General features: G+C 66.8%; 16 protein-coding genes. 8 read left to right on the top strand and 8 right to left on the bottom strand.

Annotated features, from left to right (window positions below; all coding sequences use genetic code 11):
• Positions 1-22: 22 nt before the first annotated feature.
• Positions 23-211: a hypothetical protein gene (locus tag VSR71_RS15280; protein ID WP_342914698.1), complete on the top strand. Its 189-nt coding sequence runs from the start codon at positions 23-25 to the stop codon at positions 209-211.
• A gap of 33 nt (positions 212-244) precedes the next feature.
• Here VSR71_RS15280 and VSR71_RS15275 read toward each other — a convergent pair whose 3' ends face one another.
• Positions 245-3508 (bottom strand): bifunctional cytochrome P450/NADPH--P450 reductase, encoded by a 3264-nt coding sequence (locus VSR71_RS15275; protein ID WP_342914697.1) that lies wholly within the window; start codon positions 3506-3508, stop codon positions 245-247.
• Positions 3509-3674: 166 nt separating this feature from the next.
• Here VSR71_RS15275 and VSR71_RS15270 point away from each other — a divergent pair, with 166 nt between their 5' ends.
• Positions 3675-4322 carry a TetR family transcriptional regulator gene (locus VSR71_RS15270; protein WP_342914696.1) on the top strand — a complete coding sequence of 216 codons (648 nt, stop codon included), beginning with the start codon at positions 3675-3677 and terminating at the stop codon, positions 4320-4322.
• A gap of 13 nt (positions 4323-4335) precedes the next feature.
• Here the strand turns inward: VSR71_RS15270 and cyoD are convergent, their stop codons facing one another.
• The 4 genes from cyoD to cyoA form a co-directional block, all read right to left on the bottom strand.
• Positions 4336-4761 carry a cytochrome o ubiquinol oxidase subunit IV gene (gene cyoD, locus VSR71_RS15265; protein WP_342914695.1) on the bottom strand — a complete coding sequence of 142 codons (426 nt, stop codon included), beginning with the start codon at positions 4759-4761 and terminating at the stop codon, positions 4336-4338.
• Positions 4758-5414, bottom strand: a complete 657-nt coding sequence (cyoC, locus tag VSR71_RS15260; protein WP_342914694.1) for a cytochrome o ubiquinol oxidase subunit III — start codon at positions 5412-5414, stop codon at positions 4758-4760. The genes cyoD and cyoC overlap by 4 nt, the downstream gene beginning before the upstream one ends.
• Positions 5407-7410: a cytochrome o ubiquinol oxidase subunit I gene (gene cyoB, locus VSR71_RS15255; RefSeq protein WP_342914693.1), complete on the bottom strand. Its 2004-nt coding sequence runs from the start codon at positions 7408-7410 to the stop codon at positions 5407-5409. The genes cyoC and cyoB overlap by 8 nt, the downstream gene beginning before the upstream one ends.
• 91 nt (positions 7411-7501) lie before the next feature.
• Complete coding sequence (cyoA, locus tag VSR71_RS15250) at positions 7502-8476, bottom strand: ubiquinol oxidase subunit II (RefSeq protein ID WP_342914692.1); 975 nt, start codon at positions 8474-8476, stop codon at positions 7502-7504.
• A gap of 219 nt (positions 8477-8695) precedes the next feature.
• On the opposite strand from cyoA, the gene VSR71_RS15245 reads away from it, so the two are divergent.
• Positions 8696-10015: an MFS transporter gene (locus VSR71_RS15245; protein ID WP_342914691.1), complete on the top strand. Its 1320-nt coding sequence runs from the start codon at positions 8696-8698 to the stop codon at positions 10013-10015.
• Between the two features lie 431 nt (positions 10016-10446).
• Here the strand turns inward: VSR71_RS15245 and VSR71_RS15240 are convergent, their stop codons facing one another.
• A complete protein-coding gene (locus VSR71_RS15240; RefSeq protein ID WP_342914690.1) occupies positions 10447-11397 on the bottom strand; it encodes a GlxA family transcriptional regulator in 951 nt (316 codons plus the stop codon).
• Between the two features lie 420 nt (positions 11398-11817).
• On the opposite strand from VSR71_RS15240, the gene VSR71_RS15235 reads away from it, so the two are divergent.
• Entirely contained in the window at positions 11818-12168 is a 351-nt protein-coding gene (locus VSR71_RS15235) for a hydroxyquinol 1,2-dioxygenase (RefSeq protein ID WP_342914689.1), read from the top strand.
• 198 nt (positions 12169-12366) lie between these two features.
• Here VSR71_RS15235 and VSR71_RS15230 read toward each other — a convergent pair whose 3' ends face one another.
• Positions 12367-13275: a LysR family transcriptional regulator gene (locus tag VSR71_RS15230; protein WP_342914688.1), complete on the bottom strand. Its 909-nt coding sequence runs from the start codon at positions 13273-13275 to the stop codon at positions 12367-12369.
• A gap of 155 nt (positions 13276-13430) precedes the next feature.
• Here VSR71_RS15230 and VSR71_RS15225 point away from each other — a divergent pair, with 155 nt between their 5' ends.
• The 4 genes from VSR71_RS15225 to VSR71_RS15210 all read left to right on the top strand — a co-directional run bounded on the left by VSR71_RS15225 (position 13431) and on the right by VSR71_RS15210 (position 17388).
• Positions 13431-14612, top strand: coding sequence for a M20 aminoacylase family protein (locus VSR71_RS15225; protein ID WP_342914687.1), 1182 nt, complete (start codon positions 13431-13433; stop codon positions 14610-14612).
• Between the two features lie 24 nt (positions 14613-14636).
• Positions 14637-15653: a tripartite tricarboxylate transporter substrate binding protein gene (locus VSR71_RS15220; protein ID WP_342914686.1), complete on the top strand. Its 1017-nt coding sequence runs from the start codon at positions 14637-14639 to the stop codon at positions 15651-15653.
• Between the two features lie 72 nt (positions 15654-15725).
• Positions 15726-16634 carry a DMT family transporter gene (locus VSR71_RS15215; RefSeq protein WP_342914685.1) on the top strand — a complete coding sequence of 303 codons (909 nt, stop codon included), beginning with the start codon at positions 15726-15728 and terminating at the stop codon, positions 16632-16634.
• A 124-nt stretch (positions 16635-16758) separates the two neighbouring features.
• Positions 16759-17388 carry a hypothetical protein gene (locus VSR71_RS15210; protein WP_342914684.1) on the top strand — a complete coding sequence of 210 codons (630 nt, stop codon included), beginning with the start codon at positions 16759-16761 and terminating at the stop codon, positions 17386-17388.
• A gap of 19 nt (positions 17389-17407) precedes the next feature.
• Here the strand turns inward: VSR71_RS15210 and VSR71_RS15205 are convergent, their stop codons facing one another.
• Positions 17408-18337, bottom strand: coding sequence for a glyoxylate/hydroxypyruvate reductase A (locus VSR71_RS15205; RefSeq protein ID WP_342914683.1), 930 nt, complete (start codon positions 18335-18337; stop codon positions 17408-17410).
• Between the last annotated feature and the right edge of the window lie 15 nt (positions 18338-18352).

Below are 18352 nucleotides of genomic sequence, written 5' to 3'. Positions count from 1 at the left end.
GCCAATCCTCGGGAGAACTGTCATGAGCACCCTGATCATCCGCGACCTTGCCGGTCACCGCCCCCTCGACGCCAGCGCCATGTCTTCGATTCATGGCGGCATCTATCGCACGCCGCCGCAGATCCTGGCGTTCGAACTCACCCATCTGCCGGCGACGCCCGATGGCCGTGTGCTTGGCACGGATGGCCAGTTGCATCTCCCTGTGATCTGACGGCACCTGCCGGGCGCGGTGACGTAACGCTAGTCAGTTAAACACGTCTTGCCGGTAACGCCCGGCCGCTACCAGCGCCGCGAGCCAGTCCGATGCCGCCGCTTCCGTCATCCCGCCCTGCTCCGCGGCGATCCGGATCAGCGCCTGCCTGACCGCCGGCGCCATCTGCCGGCCGTCGCCGCACACATAGAACACGGCGCCTGCGTTCAGCTGCGCCCAGACGTCTTCCCGGCGCTGCCAGAGCAGATCCTGCACGAAGCGCGGCACGCCATCGACGACCGAATACGCCGTATGGACTTCGGCCACGCCCTGCTCTTGCCAGCGCGCGACGTCCTCACGGTACAGCCAGTCGTGCGCAGGATGCCGGCAGCCGTAGTAAAGCTGCACCGGCCTTACCGCCTTTCCCGCGGCCTGCTGCGCTGCGCGTTCTTCGAGGAAGCCACGAAACGGTGCGATGCCTGTCCCGGGCCCGACGAGGATCATCGGTACGTCCGGCGCCTCAGGCGCGAACGGCGGATTGGGCGTGCGGATCGCTCCCGCTATCACCGCGCCGGGCGCCAGGCCCTGCAGCCAGGTGGAAGCCACGCCGCGGAACAAGCCGCGGCCCGACAGCGCCGGCGCGCGGACCGTACCGACGGTGATGGTCGCCATGTCAGGCGAAACCAGCGGCGACGACGCGATGGAGTAGAACCGCGGCCGCATCGGCACGGTGCAGGCAAGCAGGCCGGCCAGGTCCAGTTCGATCGCAGGAAACCGGTCGAGAACATCGGCCAGACCCAGCCTGCGCTGCGCGACCTGCGCGGCATAGCCGGCCGCTTCGTCGTCCGAGGCAAGCTGCTGCAGCGACTGCCGCGTGAACGGGCAACGGCTAGCTTGCGCCAGGCTGCGCAGCGTCTGGCGCGACACGACGTCCTGCAGCTCCACGAAATGCGTCAGCAATTGCCGCACGGAGAGCGCCTCGCCAACCGGCAGCCCGCGTGCCCCGCCGGGCGCGGCGGACAGCGTGACGATAGCGTCCAGGTCGACATGGATCCGCTCGCATAGCGCCGCGACAATTTCAGGCCGGTTCTGCGGATAGACGGCCAGGTGGTCGCCGGTGTTGTAGCACGCGCCTTCCGGCAGCCGCAGCCGGATGTCGCGCGTGGATGTCCGCGGCGCCTCGCACGTGAAGTCCCACAGGCCGTCGGGATCGCTCACCAGTTCGGTGTTCGACAGGACCGTGAAGCCCTGTGTATTGGGCGGCAGCGTCGTCGCACGGATCTCGGCCACACCTCGCAGCCGTACCTGCACCGCCGGCGCTTGTGGCGATCCGCTGGTGCCGTCGCCGCCCTGCAGCGCCTGCCACAGCAACGCCAGCCAGCGTTCCGCGGCCTGGTCGAAGTCGCCGTTGCCATCGGCCTCGCCACGCGGCAGCAGTGGCGTGGCGCCGGCGCTGGCGAAGAACTCGAATACCCGGCGCGGGAAGGCCTGGTACGTCGGCCATTGCGAATTGCCGCAGCCCAGCACCGCAACGCGCAGGTCCGGCGCGCGGTATCCGCTGGCTGCGCCGCTTTCGAGCAGGTCCTCGAAGCGACGCGCCGAGTCCGGCGCACGGCCGTTGTAGGTGGCGGCAACGATGACGGCCAGGCCGCTGGTCGGCAACGCATCGACAATCTCGTCGAGGTCGCGCAAGGTGGCGTCGAAGCCCGCTGCAAGCGCGCCGGCGTGGACCTGCTCGGCCAGTTCGCGCGCGGTGCCCAGGCTGGATCCGCACAGCACGGCGAGCGGCCGGCCCGCGCCCTGCACTTCCGCGCCGGCCAGCGGCGCCTGTTCTTCTCCGGCGACCGGTATCCCGACGATGCGCTCGTGCGGCCGGCGCCGGCGCGCGCGGACGGTGAAGCCGTCTGGCTTGATCGTCAGCGTTTCCTTGATACGGAACTGGTAGTCGTGCGCATCGGTGAACTGGAAATTGCGCAGCATCAGCGCCAGCGCCAGCTTGGCCTCGGTCAGCGCGAACTGGCGGCCGATGCAGGCGCGTTCGCCGTTGCCAAACGGCATGTGGGCGTGGCGCGGCAGCCTGGCTTCGTTATCCGGCAGGAAGCGGTCGATGTCGAAGCGCTCGGGATCGGCCCAGACCTCGGGGTCGCGGTGCAGCGCGGTCAGCACGACGGAAACGCGGCGGTCCTTGCGGATCAGGTAGCGGCCGCCGAGCAGCGTGTCCTGGTACGGCGCGACGGCGAAGGCGGGCGCGGTGGGCCACAGCCGCAGCGTTTCCTTGAGCACGCGGTCGAGCACCGGCAGCCGCGCCAGGTCGGCGTACACCGGCGCGGCGTTGCCGGGCAGTACCGCATCCACTTCGGCATACGCCTGCGCCATCACGCCGGGATTGCGCAGCAGCTCGTACAGGGCGAAGGTCAGCAGCCCGCTGGTGGTTTCGTGGCCGGCGATCAGGAAGGTGATGACCTGGTTGCGGATGTTCTCGTCGTCCAGGCGCTGGTCGGTGTCGGGATCGCGCGCCTCGAGCATCAGCCCGAGCAAGTCCATGGCGGCGCCCTGCCGCCCGCCTTCATCGGCGGCGCGGCGGCGCTTGATCACGTCGTCGACCAGTTCGCGCATGAAGCGCGTGTCGTCGTCGAACTTGCGGTGTGCCGCGTGCATGAAACGGTCCTGCAGGCCCAGGCGCGTGAGCTTGGACATCGCCTCCTCCAGCGCGCCGACCATGGCCTCGATAAACGGGTGCAGTTGCGCACTGGCGAACGAGTCGAAGTCATAGCCGAAGCCGGACAGCGCGATGGTGTCGAGCGTCAGCCGCGTCATGTCGTCGGCCACCGCGATGTCGGCATCGGGGCCCTGCCGGTCCCATTTGTCGACCAGCCGGTTGGCCACGCGCAGCATCACGTCGAAATAGCCCTTCATCGCGCGCTGGCTGAACGCCGGCATCAAGATGCGGTGCGCCTTGCCCCAGTTGGCCTCGTCGGTGTGCGCGGTGAACAGGCCGTCGCCGACCATGCCGCGCAGGTAGGACAGCGGCGGGCCGATGTACTTGCGGTAACGCGCCGCGTCGCACAGCTCGGCAGCCAGCGCGACCGACGTCACGAACGGCACGCGCCGGCCGGCGAAGTCCAGCTCGAAGATGCCGTCATGGTGGCGGCTGCGCGCCAGCAGGTGCTGGCCCACCGCGCCCGGCTTGATCTGCAGCAGGTTGCCGACCAGCGGCCAGCCGGGATCGCGCGGGATCGGCCGGGCCGCCGACGGGGCGGCGGGATGCGTTGGCTGGGCAAGGGCGTCGGCGCCCGGTGACACGGTTGGCTGCGGCATGGCTCGGGGGCGTGCGCGGTAAGGGTCCGGGGCCGGCGGGACGATTGCCATCTGCCGCCGCTTCGTCTAACGTAGACAACTGTCTACCTCGGCGAAGGGTAGACAACCGTAGACACCGTGTCAACGCAGCGTGTCGACCAAAAACCGAGCATCACTACTAATACGCATGGAAGCCATTGCCGACGGCAAACGCCGCCTGATCGACGCCGCGCTGAAGCTGGCCGCCGCCAGGCGCAGCTTCGCAGCCTTGAAGCTGCGCGAGATCGCGCGCGAGGCCGACCTCAACCCGAATACGTTCTACCGGCATTTCCAGGACATGGAAGACCTGGCGCTGATCGCCGTGGCCGAGGTCAGCGCCGAGTTGCGGCCGATGCTGCGCTCGGTGCGCTGGGCGGCCGCGCGCGACAACCCCAAGGAGGTGGCCAGCCGCGCGTGCGAGGCGCTGTTCCTGTATGCCCGGCATCACCCGGATGCGTTCGTGGTGGGAGTATGCGGCATCACCGGGCCGCAGCCGGCACTGCGTGCGGCAATCCGCGCGGTGCTGGACGACATTGCCGCCGAGATGGCCGACGACATCGAGCGGCTCGAACTGTGTCCGCAACTCTCGCGTCCGCTCATCGATGAATTCTGCGCCTATGTCGTGCCCTACCTGTTCCACCAGTGCGTCGACTACATCGAAGCCGACAGCGCCGGGCGGCGCCGCCTGATGGAGCGCTCGGTGCAACTGTGCTGCTGGCTGCTGGTCGGGGCAGCGGGTTCCCATCCCGCGGGGCAACGTGCGCAGGGCCGCGCACAGAAGGCAGCGGCCCATTAGCAAGCATGCGGGACTACGGGGTCTTGGGCGGCACGATCGTCGCACCCGGCGCCACGGTGCGCTCATGATGCATCTTCGGCATCATGTTGCTGTTCAGGTGGAACATCACCCACAGCGATCCGGTCAGCGTGATGACCACCAGCGTCAGCGTGAACATCAGCGACAGCATGTTCCACCCGCCTTCCGATTTGGCGTTCATGTGCAGGAAGTAGATCATGTGGACCACGATCTGCACCGCGCCGATCAGCAGGATCACGATGGCGGTAGTGCGGGAGTTCTCGAACACCCCGCCCATCACCAGCCAGAACGGGACCGCGGTCAGGAAGACCGACAGCACGAAGCCGGTCAGGTAGCCACCCAGCGTGGCGTGCGGCCCTACGTCTTCCTCGTGCTCGTGGCCATGCCCGTGGCCGTCCAGCGTCTCGTCGTGTGCGCTCATGGCAGGGCCCCCATCAGGTAGACGAAGGTAAAGACGCCGATCCAGACGACGTCCAGGAAGTGCCAGAACATCGACAGGCACATCAGCCTGCGCTTGTTGGCGGTGATCAGCCCGTGCCGCGCCACCTGCGTCATCAGCACGATCAGCCAGATGATGCCGAAGGTCACGTGCAGCCCGTGCGTGCCGACCAGCGCGAAGAACGAGGTCAGGAACGCGCTGCGCTGCGGCCCGGCCCCCTGGTGGATCAGGTGCGCGAACTCATACAGCTCGACCGCCAGGAAGGCCGCGCCGAAGACCCCGGTGATCGCCAGCCAGATCTGCGTGCCGGCGATGCGGTTCTGCTGCACCTGCAGCATGGCGAAGCCATAGGTGATCGAAGACAGCAGCAGGAAGGTGGTGTTCAGCGCCACCAGCGGCAGCTCGAACAGCTCGGCCCCGCTCGGCCCGCCTGCGTATTCGCGGCCCAGCACGCCATATCCGGCGAACAGGCACGCAAAGACCAGGCAGTCGCTCATCAGGTAGAGCCAGAACCCGAGCAGCGTGCCGTTCTGCGGGTGGTGCTCTTCGGCCAGGTGGAAGGTGAAGCCCCCCGGCGGCACTTCATCCGCCGTGGAGGTGCCGCTCACGTACTGGGGATAGGTGGTCTCAACCATGGCCTGCCATCAGTTGTGTGCGCGACGACTCGGTCCGGACCACCTGGTCGGCCGGAATGTAGTAGTCGCGCTTGTAGTTGAAGGTATGGATGATCGCGCCGATGATGGTCGCCGCGAACGCCGCCACCACCAGCCACCAGATGTGCCAGATCAGCGCGAAGCCGCACAGCGTGGACAGCCCCGCCAGCACGATGCCGGCCGCGGTGTTCTTCGGCATGTGGATGGGGTTGAAGCCCTGCAGCGGGCGCGTGTAGCCGTTCTGCTTCATGTGCCACCAGGCGTCGGTGTCGTGCACCACCGGCGTGAAGGCGAAGTTGTACTGGGGCGGCGGCGACGAGGTGGACCATTCCAGCGTGCGGCCGTTCCACGGGTCGCCGGTCAGGTCGCGCAGCTCCTCGCGGCGCAGGAAGCTGACCACCAGCTGGATGATGAAGCAGGCGATGCCGATGGCGACCAGCACGGCACCGAAGGCGGCGATCTGGAACCAGATCTGCAGCGACGGATCGTCGAAACGGTTCATCCGGCGCGTCACCCCAAGCAGCCCGAGCCAGTACAGCGGCATGAAGGCGAAGTAGAAGCCGGTCAGCCAGAACCAGAACGAGGCCTTGCCCCACGACGAGACCAGGCGATAGCCGAACGCCTTCGGGAACCAGTAATGGATGCCGGCCATCAGCCCGAACACCACGCCGCCGATGATCACGTTGTGGAAGTGGGCAATCAGGAACAGGCTGTTGTGCAGCGAGAAATCCGCCGGTGGCACCGCCAGCAGCACCCCCGTCATGCCGCCGATGACAAAGGTGACCATGAAGCCGATGGTCCACAGCATCGGCGCCTCGAAGCGGATCTTGCCGTGGTACATCGTGAACAGCCAGTTGAAGATCTTGGCACCGGTCGGGATCGAGATGATCATCGTCGTGATCCCGAAAAACGAATTGACGCTGGCGCCCGACCCCATGGTGAAGAAGTGGTGCAGCCACACCAGGTAGGACAGCACCGTGATCACCACCGTGGCATAGACCATCGACGCATAGCCGAACAGGCGCTTGCGGCAGAAGGTGGCGACCACTTCGGAGAAGATGCCGAACACCGGCAGCACCAGGATGTAGACCTCGGGGTGGCCCCAGATCCAGATCAGGTTGACGTACAGCATCGCGCTGCCGCCCTGGTCGGCGGTGAAGAAATTGGTGCCGACGTAGCGGTCGAGCGACAGCAGCGCCAGCGCGGCGGTCAGCACCGGGAAGGCGGCGATGATCAGCACGTTGGTGCACAGCGCGGTCCAGGTGAAGATCGGCATGCGCATCAGCGTCATGCCCGGCGCGCGCATCTTGACGATGGTCACTAGCAGGTTGATGCCGGATAGCAATGTCCCGACCCCGGCCACCTGCAACGACCATATGTAGTAGTCGACGCCGACATCCGGACTGTGGATGATCCCGGACAGCGGCGGATACGCCAGCCAGCCGGTGCGCGCGAATTCGCCGACGAACAGCGACATCATGACCAGGATGGCGCCGCCCGTGGTCATCCAGAAGCTGAAGTTGTTGAGGAAGGGAAACGCGACGTCGCGCGCGCCGATCTGCAGTGGCATGACAAAGTTCATCAGCCCCGTGACCAGCGGCATGGCCACGAAGAAGATCATGATCACGCCGTGCGCGGTAAAGATCTGGTCGTAGTGGTGCGGCGGCAGGTAGCCAGCGTTGTCGCCGAAGGCGATGGCCTGCTGGATGCGCATCATGGCCGCGTCGGCAAACCCGCGCAGCAGCATGATGATGCCCAGGATCACGTACATGATCCCGATCTTCTTGTGGTCGATGCTGGTGAACCACTCACGCCAGAGATAGCCCCACAGGCCATACTTGGTGACCGCGCCGACCAGCACCAGCCCGCCCAGCACTACCGCGATGAAGGTGCCGATCAGAATGGGCTCATGCAGCGGGATGGCTTCCCACGTCAGCCGTCCGAAGATCAAATTGGCGAGTTCCGAGCGCTCGGGCATGTTTGTCACCTGGGGCCTGAAGTAACCAACCGTGGCCGATGGTAGCTGGCCAGTACCGCTGGGATAAATGAAAAACCGGGAGATCCGCGCCTTACTGCAGCAGCAGCCGGCCCTCGTTGCGGGCAACGCCGGCCGCGAACGCAGGCGCAACCGCCTGGGTATTGCTCGCGGTGCAGATCTCGCGCGACGGGTCGAACTTGCCGCGGCTGCGGTCGAGTGCCATGGTGTCGGCCAGGCACCGGCCGCCGCTCACGCAGCGGTTCAGGATCAGGTCATAGAGGCCGGGCGCCACGCTGGCGTAGCGCTGCACCGGCACGCGCTCGCTGGGCTGCGCGAGCTGCAGGTAAGCATCCGTCGACAAGCCCTGGCCCGAGGACTTGACCTGCTGGATCCAGCGGTCGAAGTCTTCGTTCGACAGCCCGTGGAACTTGAAGCGCATGTTGGTGAAGCCCTCGCCGCTGTAGTTCGCCGACATGCCCTCGTACTCGCCGGGCTTGTTGATCACGGCATGCAGCTTGGTTTCCATGCCGGGCATGGCGTAGACCATGCCGGCCAGCGACGGCACGAAGAATGCGTTCATCACCGAGGTGGCGGTGATGTGGAAGGCAATGGGCCGGTCCACCGGCGCTGCCACCTCGTTGACCGTGGCGATGCCCTGCTCCGGATACAGGAACAGCCACTTCCAGTCCATGGCCACCACCTGCACCGGCAGCGGCTTGACCTCGGCGGTGACGGGCCGGTTGGCGTCGATGCGCGTGAGCGGGCGGTAGGGATCGAGCTGGTGGGTGCTGACCCAGGTTACCGCGCCCAGCGCGATGATGATCAGCAGCGGCGCGGCCCAGATTGCCAGTTCCAGCACCGTGGAATGGTCCCAGTCGGGGTTGTAGGGCGCGTCGGTCGCGCTTTCGCGGTAGCGCCACGCGAATGCCAGCGTGAGGATGATTACCGGCACGATGATCAGCAGCATCAGGCAGGTGGCGATGATGATCAGGTCGCGCTGCCGCACCGCCATGTCGCCGGATGGCGAGAGCAGCACTGCATCACAGCCGGACAGGCAAGCCACCATGACTACCGCGCCACATCCTTGCAGTAGTCTTCTCGGCACACGGGAATGCGGGACTGCAATGTCGAAGTGGCCCATAGTCACGGAAGTGGCGTCTGAGGGATATCGGCAGGCACCGATGAATCCACCTTTCGATTTTCTATGGCAGTTTAGGCGCTATTCTTGTGACTGTGCGAGATTAAGTGCAGTATCGAAGCACTCCCCTTCGAGAGGAGACTGACGATGGCCAGCCTGTCCCACCAGCACCGAGCGTCGCCGACCGCACCTCCGGCCCCAGGCCACCATGAGGTGGCACCTGCCGAAATCGCCACAGGCGTGGTGATCGGGCGGGCGTCGGAGTACTTCGATTTTTTCGTCTACGGCATCGCTTCCGTGCTTGTCTTCCCGGCGGTCTACTTTCCGTTCGCGAGCGAGCTGGCCGGGCTGCTGTACAGCTTCACGATCTTTTCCTTCGCGTTCATCGGACGGCCGTTCGGCACGGCGCTGTTCATGCGCATCCAGCGACGCTGGGGCCGCGGCATCAAGCTGACAGCGTCGCTGTTCCTGCTTGGCACCGCCACGGTGGGGATTGCGTTCCTGCCGTCGTACGCGTCGATCGGGGCCGCGTCGATCTACCTGCTGGCCCTGTTCCGCTTCCTGCAGGGCATCGCCTTCGGCGGTTCTTGGGACGGCCTGCCCTCGCTGCTGGCGCTGAACGCGCCGGAAGACAAGCGTGGCTGGTATGCAATGGTCGGCCAGCTTGGCGCACCCTCCGGCTTTATCATCGCCGGGTCGCTGTTCCTGTTCCTGCATACCAGCCTGACGCCGCAGGAATTCATCGAATGGGGCTGGCGCTATCCGTTCTACGTGGCCTTCGCCATCAACGTGGTGGCGCTGTTCGCGCGGCTGCGGCTGGTGGTCACGCACGAATACACGCAGCTGCTCGAAGAAGACGAACTGGAGCCGATCAGCACGCTGCAGATGGTCAATGCGCAGGGCTTCAACATCTTCCTGGGCGCGTTCGCGGCCCTGGCCAGCTACGCGCTGTTCCACCTGGTCACGGTGTTTCCGCTGTCGTGGGCGGTGCTGCACCAGGCGCAGACCATTTCCGAGGTGCTGGCTGTGCAGATCGCTGGTGGCTTTATCGCGTTTATCGGCACGCTGATCTCGGGCTGGCTGGCGGACCGCATCGGGCGCCGCACGACGCTGGCGACGATGGCAGTGCTGATCGGTGTCTTCAGCCTGGTCACGCCGTGGCTGCTGGGCGGCAGCGCCACCGGCCAGAATATTTTCATCCTGGTCGGATTCGGCCTGCTGGGACTGTCGTACGGGCAGGCGGCGGGCGTAGTGACCTCCAACTTCGAACCCCGCTTCCGCTACACCGGGGCGGCGCTGACCACGGATTTCGGCTGGTTGTTCGGCGCCGCATTTGCGCCGCTGGTGGCGCTGGGGCTGTCGTCGCTGTTCGGGCTGGTGGCGGTCAGCCTCTACCTGCTGTCTGGCGTGATCAGCACGCTGGCGGCACTGCGCATCAGCCGGGCGCTGGGCACGCCGGAACTGTAAGGGCGCGCCCGGTACGCGCCCCTCAGTACGAAGGAAGAAAAATAAAAACGAGTAAGTCGGCGCCGCGAAAGCGGTGACGAACCGCGGCAGCGCCAGGCGATTGCCAGCCATCGATCAGCGCAGGCCGAAGAAGCTGAGCACCGCGAGGATGATGACAACTGCGCCAACTAGCCAGACGATATTCATGGCGGCTCCTTGGTGATGTCCGTGGGGACGTGGATAGGTGACGGGCCGGATGGCTCACCTGCCCTTGTCCAGCAACAAACGTGCCGTAGATCCGCACGCACTTTTTAAAGTTGCGCGGGCAGTATGCGGCGCCGGCGTGACGGACGCGGCGCGAGCCCGACAGGGGCCAGTGCAATTGCGTTAGGTGGTTATTACAAATACGTTGCAACCAGCGTAGCGGATGCCTGGCAGGCTCATGACGCCCGCTAAGCCGCCTGCGGTTCGACGCCGCGCGCCAGGCGCCGGATCGACTGCGGCGGTTGTCCAAAGGCCCGCAGGAACGCGCGCCGCATGCGCTCGCGGTCGCCGAACCCGGTATCCCGCGCCACCACGTCGATGGCGTGGCGCCCGCTCTCCATCATGAGCCTCGCTGCTTCGACGCGCAGGTGCTCGACAGCCTTCGCCGGCGTCTGGCCGGTTTCGTCCCGGAATGCGCGCGCGAACTGCCGCGGGCTCAGATGCGCCGCCTCTGCCAGCTGCTCCACGGAAAGCTCGGCTTGCAGATTCTGCCGGGCAAAGTCCAGCGCGGCACGGATGCGGTCGGAGCGTGGCTCCAGGTCGAGCAATGCCGAGAATTGCGATTGCCCGCCGGCACGACGGTGGTACACGACCAGCTTTTTCGCCACGTCGCGCGCGACCGCGCCGCCGGCGTCTTTCTCCACCAGCGCCAGCGCCAGGTCGATGCAGGCGGACATGCCGGCCGACGTCCACACCGGGCCGTCGATGATGAAGATACGGTCCTCTTCCACGCCCACGTTGGGAAAGCGCCGCCGCAGCTGCTCCGCGTAGTACCAGTGCGTGGTGGCGCGGCGGCCATCCAGCAACCCAGCCTCCGCCAGGTTGAAGGCACCGGTGCAGGTGGCCCCGATGCGCCGCGAGGTGCGCGCCGCACGTTGCAGGAACCCGACCAGCGCCGGCGGGGTGGGCGTGATGTCGTTGTTGCCGACCACCAGCACGGTATCGAAGCGGCGCCTGCCGAATGGCTCGGTGCTGACGGCGAAGCCCCCGGAACACATCACCGGTCCGCCCTGCTCGGAGAGCAGATGGACCTGGTACAGCGGCGTGCCAAGGGACCGGTTGGCGAACTCCAGCACCGTTGTGACCGCCAGGTTCATCGCCTGGAAGCCTGGGTACAAGGCGAGGGCTACGTGATGCATGGTCGGCGTCCTTGCGTGGCAGTAAAGGTGGCATTATGGGCTTTGATGCCACGCCATTGTGCCCCGGATCGTGGGATTGCGCGCGACGTGCCGCCGGTCCGCACTGAATCCCTGGACTGCCATGCATTCGAAGGCGCGCGCAGCGCACTTCAGCCCGCCCTTTCGTGTGACAGGCGCGCCGCCCGGTACGGCGCGGACACGGCAGATTGCCGCTCGCCAACGGCATTCCTGGCACGCGTTTGTACCGCTTTGTATCCGCGACCGGCATCGATACGAGTCCTGACAGAATCGTCCGGAATCCGCTACAGGGCAGATACACCGGTCTCCTTAAATGCTTCTCGTGGCCAGCGGCAAAACGAAGCCCCGGCCCCGCAGATACGCAAACCCGACGCAGATCCACTGACCTGAAGGAAACCGATCATGGCTACCCAATTCACCCAACGCATCGTCTTCGCCATCGCCCTGGCCGCTGCCGCCGCCGGCGCACAAGCCGCACCGAGCGCGCGCGACCCGTTCACCGATGGCGCCCGCGCCGTCCAGGATGCACGCAGCCCGTTCGCCGATGGCGCGCGCAGCGTGCAGGACGCCCGCAGCCCGTTCACCGATGGCGCACGCGGTGTGCAGGACGCACGCAGCCCGTTTGCCGATGGGGCTCGCAACGTCGATCCGTACAGCGACGGCGCACGCACCATTGCCGGCCTGGACCGCACCGGCCCTTCCGCCGATCCGGCGCGCGCGATCGATCCCTACCTGGACGGCGCGCACGCGTGAGGGCGCGGCGTGCCGCCGCTCCCCCGGCGCGCAGACGTGCCGCGCCAGCGGCAGTGCGCGAATGCATTCGCCCGTGGCGGCGAGCAGGGCGTCGGCCAGCGCCGGTGCCAGCGTCGGCACCGCGGATTCGCCGGCGCCCGGACGTGACAAGAAAGCAGGTATCCGTTGCATCTGTTGCAACGATGCCTGCCCCGCCCATCAGATCTGCGGGAACGCCTTCATTACGTGCCGCAGCATGCTGCCGGCCACCGGCGAAAGGTGCCTGCCCGCCCGCGTGAGGATGTGGATGCGGCTGTTGTTCAGGATCGGATTGGCCAGCGGCAGCGACACCAGTTCCCTGAACTGCGCGCCCTTCAGCGGCACCGAGCGCGGCGTCAGGATGTAACCCAGCCCCATCGCGGCAAACTCCCACAGCACCTTGAATGAGTTGGTCACCAGCATCGCCTTTAGCGTGATGTGCTCGTCCAGCTCCGCCGCCTGCACGTGCTTGCGCACGCCGAACGATTCCGCCAGGGCCGCTCCCTGGTGCGAGGCCAGGTCCGCCAGCGTCAGCGCGCGCCGGCGCCGCGCGAGCGGATGGTCCTTGCGCACATGCACGCGGATCGGCGACAGCCGCGAATAGTGCGAGCGCAGGCGCACGTCATCGGGCGGCTGGAAGGCGAAGCCGATATGCGCCAGGTCTTCCAGGATATGGCGCACGGTCTCGTCGGTGCCTGCCACCTGGATGCTGCAGGTGACGTCCGGGTGCTTGCTCAGGAAGCCTTGCAGCACCGGCTCGAGCACGAGGTCGACGAAGCCCTCGCCGAAGACCAGTTCGACATGGCCGCGCTGGGCATTCTTCAGGTTGTTGACCTCGGCCAGGAAGGTGTCGTTGAGATCCTGCTGGCGCCGCGCGAAAAGGGCGAGCAGGCGCCCCGCGTCGGTGGCGACCACGCCGCGCCCGCGCCGTTCCAGCAGCGTCAGGCCGGTGTCCTGCTCCAGCTTGGCCACCGCTCGGCTTACCACCGAGGGGTCCAGCTCCAGTACCTCGGCGGCGCCGCGCACCGTGCCGGTTTCGATGATCTGCAGCAGGCACATCGCCCGCTTGCGGTCCAGCACGTCATCCATGTCTTTGCTCCTTCTTCGCCTGGTCACGCCCCGATCATGCCGGGCCCCCTTTTTTGATTGTTGCTATTTATACAACGTTTTTGCCTCAACATTGTCATGGATGCCGCGACCAAGGGCGTAGAGAATAGGCCGGAAGACCACGTACGCCGACAACCATGACCCAGTCCCCCACCGCCAGCCTGCAGCAGGCCGTCCAGGCCATCGCGCCCGAGTTTGTCCGGATCCGCCACCAGATCCACGCCCATCCCGAACTCGCCTTTGAGGAGCGTCGCACCAGCGACCTGGTCGCAGAACAACTGGCGGCGTGGGGCTTCGCGGTGCATCGCGGCCTGGGCACGACCGGCGTGGTCGGCACCCTGCGCAAGGGCAACGGCACCAGGGCGATCGGCATCCGCGCCGACATGGACGCGCTGCCGATCCAGGAGCAGACCGGCCTGGCCTACGCCAGCACCATTGCCGGCAAGATGCACGCCTGCGGCCATGACGGGCACACGGCGATCCTGCTGTGCGCGGCGAAATACCTGGCCGAGTCGGTCGAATTCAATGGCACGCTGAACCTGATCTTCCAGCCAGCCGAGGAGAACGAAGGCGGCGCGCTGCGCATGCTGGAAGACGGCCTGTTCGAGCGCTTTCCATGTGACGAGGTCTACGCGCTGCATAACTCGCCAGGAATGCCGGTCGGCCAGATCGGCGTAATCGCCGGGCCGGCAATGGCATCGTTCGACCGCGCCACGGTCACGCTGCGCGGCCGCGGCGCGCATGGCGCCATGCCGCACCACGGCATCGATCCGATGCAATGCGCGGCCAGCATCGTGCTGGGCCTGCAGTCGATTGTCAGCCGTGAGATCGATGCGCTGAAGTCCGCCGTCATCACCGTGGGCTCGATCCAGGCCGGCAGCACCTACAACGTCGTGCCGGAAAACGCGACCATCAAGATCGGCGTGCGCACGCTCGACCCGAAGGTGCGCACGCTGGTGGAAACGCGCATCCGCGAATTTGTCGCGGCGCAGGCGCAGAGCTACCAGCTCCAGTCCGAGGTGGTCTATGAGCGCAAGTACCCGGTGCTGGTCAATCATGCCGCGCAGACCGAATACGCGCGCGAGGCAGCCATCCGGCTGGTGGGCGCCGACAATGTGGTCGAGCGCCCGCCGGTCATGGGCAGCGAAGACTTCGCCTACATGCTGGAACAGCGGCCCGGTGCCTATATCCGGCTCGGCAACGGCCTGGGCGAGGACGGCGGCTGCATGGTCCACAACCCCCTGTACGACTTCAATGACAAGGCCTTGCCCGTGGGCGCCGCATTCTGGGCACACCTGGCGCAGAGCTACCTGGTTTGAGCATCGCTTTTTTCGGGAGTCTTCATGTATTCACTGAACCGCCGCAGCTTCCTGCAACTGGCCGGCTGTGCCGCCGGCAGCTCGGCACTGGGCGCACTGGGCTCATTACCCGCGCTTGCCGCTGAAAACTTCCCCGCCCGGCCCCTGGCGCTGGTGGTGCCGTATCCGGCCGGCGGGGCCAGCGATACCTCGGCCCGGATCTTCGGCGAATCGATCGCCAAGAGCGTCAGGCAGCAGGTCGTGGTCGAAAACTACGGCGGCGGCACCGGGCTGATCGGCGCCAACAAGGTACTGGCGGCGCCTGCCGATGGCTACACTTTCTTCCACGGCTCGATCAATGAAGTATTCCTGGCCCCGCTGCTGAACCCGGCCGCGCGCTACAAGCCGCAGGACTTCATGCTGGCCGCGCCGATCAGCGATGCCAATATCGTGCTGATGGTCAGAAACGGCCTGGCCGCCGACAGCCTGGACAAATTCCTCGACCTGGCAAAGCAGAGCAAGGCCAAGCCGCAGACTTACGCGACCGTCGGCATCGACTCGATCTATCACCTGATGGGCGACGCGCTGGCCGCAAGGCTCGGCGCACCGCTGCTGCACGTGCCGTACAAGGGCGGCGCACCGGCACTGCAGGGCCTGGCCGGCGGCGAAGTCGACTTCGCCATCCTGCCCTACCAGTCGAGCTTCGACGCCATGCAGCAGCAGGGCCGGCTGCGCATCCTGACCAGCTTTTCCCGGGCACTGCCGCCGGCGCTGAAGCATATCCCGCTGATCTCGCAAAGCAAGCAGATTCCCGACTTCGAATACACCATCGGCGGCGGCTACTTTGTCAAGGCAGGCACGCCCGCGGAACGGGTCACGGTCCTGCGCAAGGCGATCGGCGAAGCGCTGGCCAGGCCGGATATCCTGGGCAAGCTTGAGGCGGAAGGACGCACCGTCGCCAGACCCATCGACAGCCAGGCCCAGGCGAACCAGGCATTCGACCAGTACATGACGCGGGTCACGCAGCTGATCCGCAGCGTGGGACGCAAGACCAACGCCTGATTTGCGGTCCCGCCGCTGCGTACCATGCCGGTGTTGGCGGATAATGCGCGATTCGCCAACACCGCCTTCGCCATGGAAGCAACCCGCGCCGGCTCCGGTCGCATCGACTGGACCACCCTGTTCCTGCTGACCTTCCCGCCGCTGAGCTGGGCCGGCAACGCCATCGTCGGGCGCATCGCCGCCGGCACGATTCCGCCGATCACGCTGAACGCCGTGCGCTGGGTGCTGGCTGGCCTGCTGCTCGCGCCATTTGCCTGGCGCGGCGTGCTGGAACATCGTGCGGCGCTGCGCCGGCACGCCGGCGTCATCATGGCCATGGGCGTGCTGTCCATCGGCAGCTATAACGCCCTGCAGTATCTGGCGCTGACCACGTCGACGCCGATCAACGTGACGCTGATCGGTGCGTCCACGCCGCTGTTCCTGATCGTGATTGGCGCACTGTGCTTCCGCGAGCAGGTCAAGCCGCTGCAAGTCGCCGGCGCGCTGCTGTGCCTGGTCGGCGTATCCTTCGTGCTGGTGCGCGGCGAGCCCGCGCGGCTGGCCCAGCTCGACCTCGTGCCCGGTGACCTCTATATGCTGGCGGCAACCATTGCCTGGAGCGCCTATACCTGGCTGCTGCGCAAGCAGCGTCCCGACGTACCGCTGCCGGTCCTGTTGTTCGCCCAGATCGTCACCGGCGTGCTAGCGAGCGCGCCGGTGACGGCATGGGAACTGATGGCGCAAGACCAGCCGCTGCCATGGAACGGCAAGGTCGCCGCGATCCTGCTCTACGTCGCGACGATTCCCTCGCTACTGGCCTACTTCGCCTGGGACCGCGCCATTGCCCGCGCTGGCGCGCAGCTGCCGGTGTTCTTCATCACCCTGACACCGGTGTTCGCGGCGCTGCTGTCCACGCTGCTGCTGGGCGACTGGCCGCGGTGGTACCACGGGGTCGGGCTGACGGCGATCGGGGCGGGGATCTGGCTGGCGCAACGGCGGTAGGAAGCTGCGTGACGACTGCGGTCGGGTCAGGTTGTGTTGTGTCCCCCCGGTGCGCACGGGAAAAGCCGTAGAATCCGCGCTAACCTATCGATCCGAACCCGTGAATCCGTTCAGCACCCCAAAGATGAAGAAGGCTCTCCCTCTCTGCGCCGCCCTGCTGGCCGCGTTTGCAGCTTTTGCCGCGCATGCCGCACCGCCCGCGGCCGCCAATGCCACCCCCCCCACCACCACCGCCAGCACCGGCACCACCACCACCACCGCTGCCGCCGCCAACACCGCGGCGCCGCTCGGCCTGGAGCTCGGCAAGTCGAAATGCGCACGGCTTGCCCCGGCGGAAAACCACGCCCGCACCGGCAAGTCCGAATGGGCCGGCGGCGATACGGTGGAACTCAAGCACCTGGAGCGCTTCCACCTGCCTGGCCTCGCGCGCGTGACGCTGAACTGCGACGCGCAGGATACGGTGGCGCTGATCACCATGACCTTTGACCGTTCGGCGCTGGAAGACGTGCGCGGCAAGCTCGATGCGCGCTACGCCTCGCTGCGCAAGACCGAAGCCTCCGCGGAGAACGGCTATGCGGAATGGGCCGCAGCCAATGGCAGCCTGGAACTGCTGTACGGCCGTGACGGCAAGCACTTCACCGTGGCCTACTGGGCCCGCAACGCCAAGGCAAAGTACTTCTCCTACAGCGGTGCCGGCAGCAAGCCAGCCGCCGCGGCCGCTGCGCCGGCGGCCCCGCAGCCCGCGCCGCTCTGATGCAACGCTGGCGCGCCGCTCAGTAGCCGGCCTGCCGGTCTACCTGGTTCAGCAGCGGCCGCCCGTCGCGCGCGCGGCGCAGGTTTTCGATGCACTGCTGCGCTACCAGCTCGTACGACGGATCGGCGGCGATATGCGGCGTCGCTTCGATGCGCGGGTGGGTCCAGACCGGGTCGTCGGCTGACGGCGGCTCCTTGGCGAACACGTCCAGCGCCGCGCCGGAAAGGTGGCCTTCGTCGATCAGCGCGAGCAGGTCGGCTTCGACCACATGCTCGCCGCGCCCCACGTTGATAAGGTAAGCGCCCTGCGGCAGCCGCGACAGCGTCGAGCGGTCGAGCATGCCGTTGGTCTGCGGCGTCAGCGGCAGCGTGCAGACCAGGATATCGGTCTGCGCGAGCATGGCATTCAGCCCGACGTCGCCGGTGAAGTCCGCCACGCCGGGAAGGTGCTTGGGGCTGCGGCTCCAGCCCGCCACCGGGAAGCCGATGGCCGCGAACATGCGCGCCACCTCGCTGCCGATCTCGCCGAGTCCCAGCACGCCCACGCGGCAGCGCGACAGCGCGCGCCCGCGATGGCGCTGCCATTCGCCGCGGCTCCGCTGCTCGGCATACACACCCAGTTCACGGGTATGGCGCAGCGCCATGGCCAGCACGAAGTGGGCGATGCCGGTCTGCTGGCCGGGATCGACAATGCGCGTGACCGGCATGTCCTGCGGCAGGTCGGGCGCGGCCAGCAGCTTGTCAACGCCGGCGGTGGCGGCGCAGACCAGCCGCAGTTTCGGATAGGCCGGCAGCACGCCCGGCTTCAGGCCCCAGGCGATGATGGCCTCGACCTCTTCAGGCACCGCGACTTCGCGGCCGTTCCAGACGGTGATATCCGGCGCTTGCTCGCGCAGCAAGGCCGTGATGGGGACCGCCATGAACGACGGCAGGTGAACAAGAATGGCCATGGTTGGTTGCGGCTC

It is taken from the genome of Cupriavidus oxalaticus, from assembly GCF_038900635.1.
GTDB lineage: Bacteria > Pseudomonadota > Gammaproteobacteria > Burkholderiales > Burkholderiaceae > Cupriavidus > Cupriavidus oxalaticus_B.
This window is presented reverse-complemented; position numbering and strand designations above follow the sequence as displayed.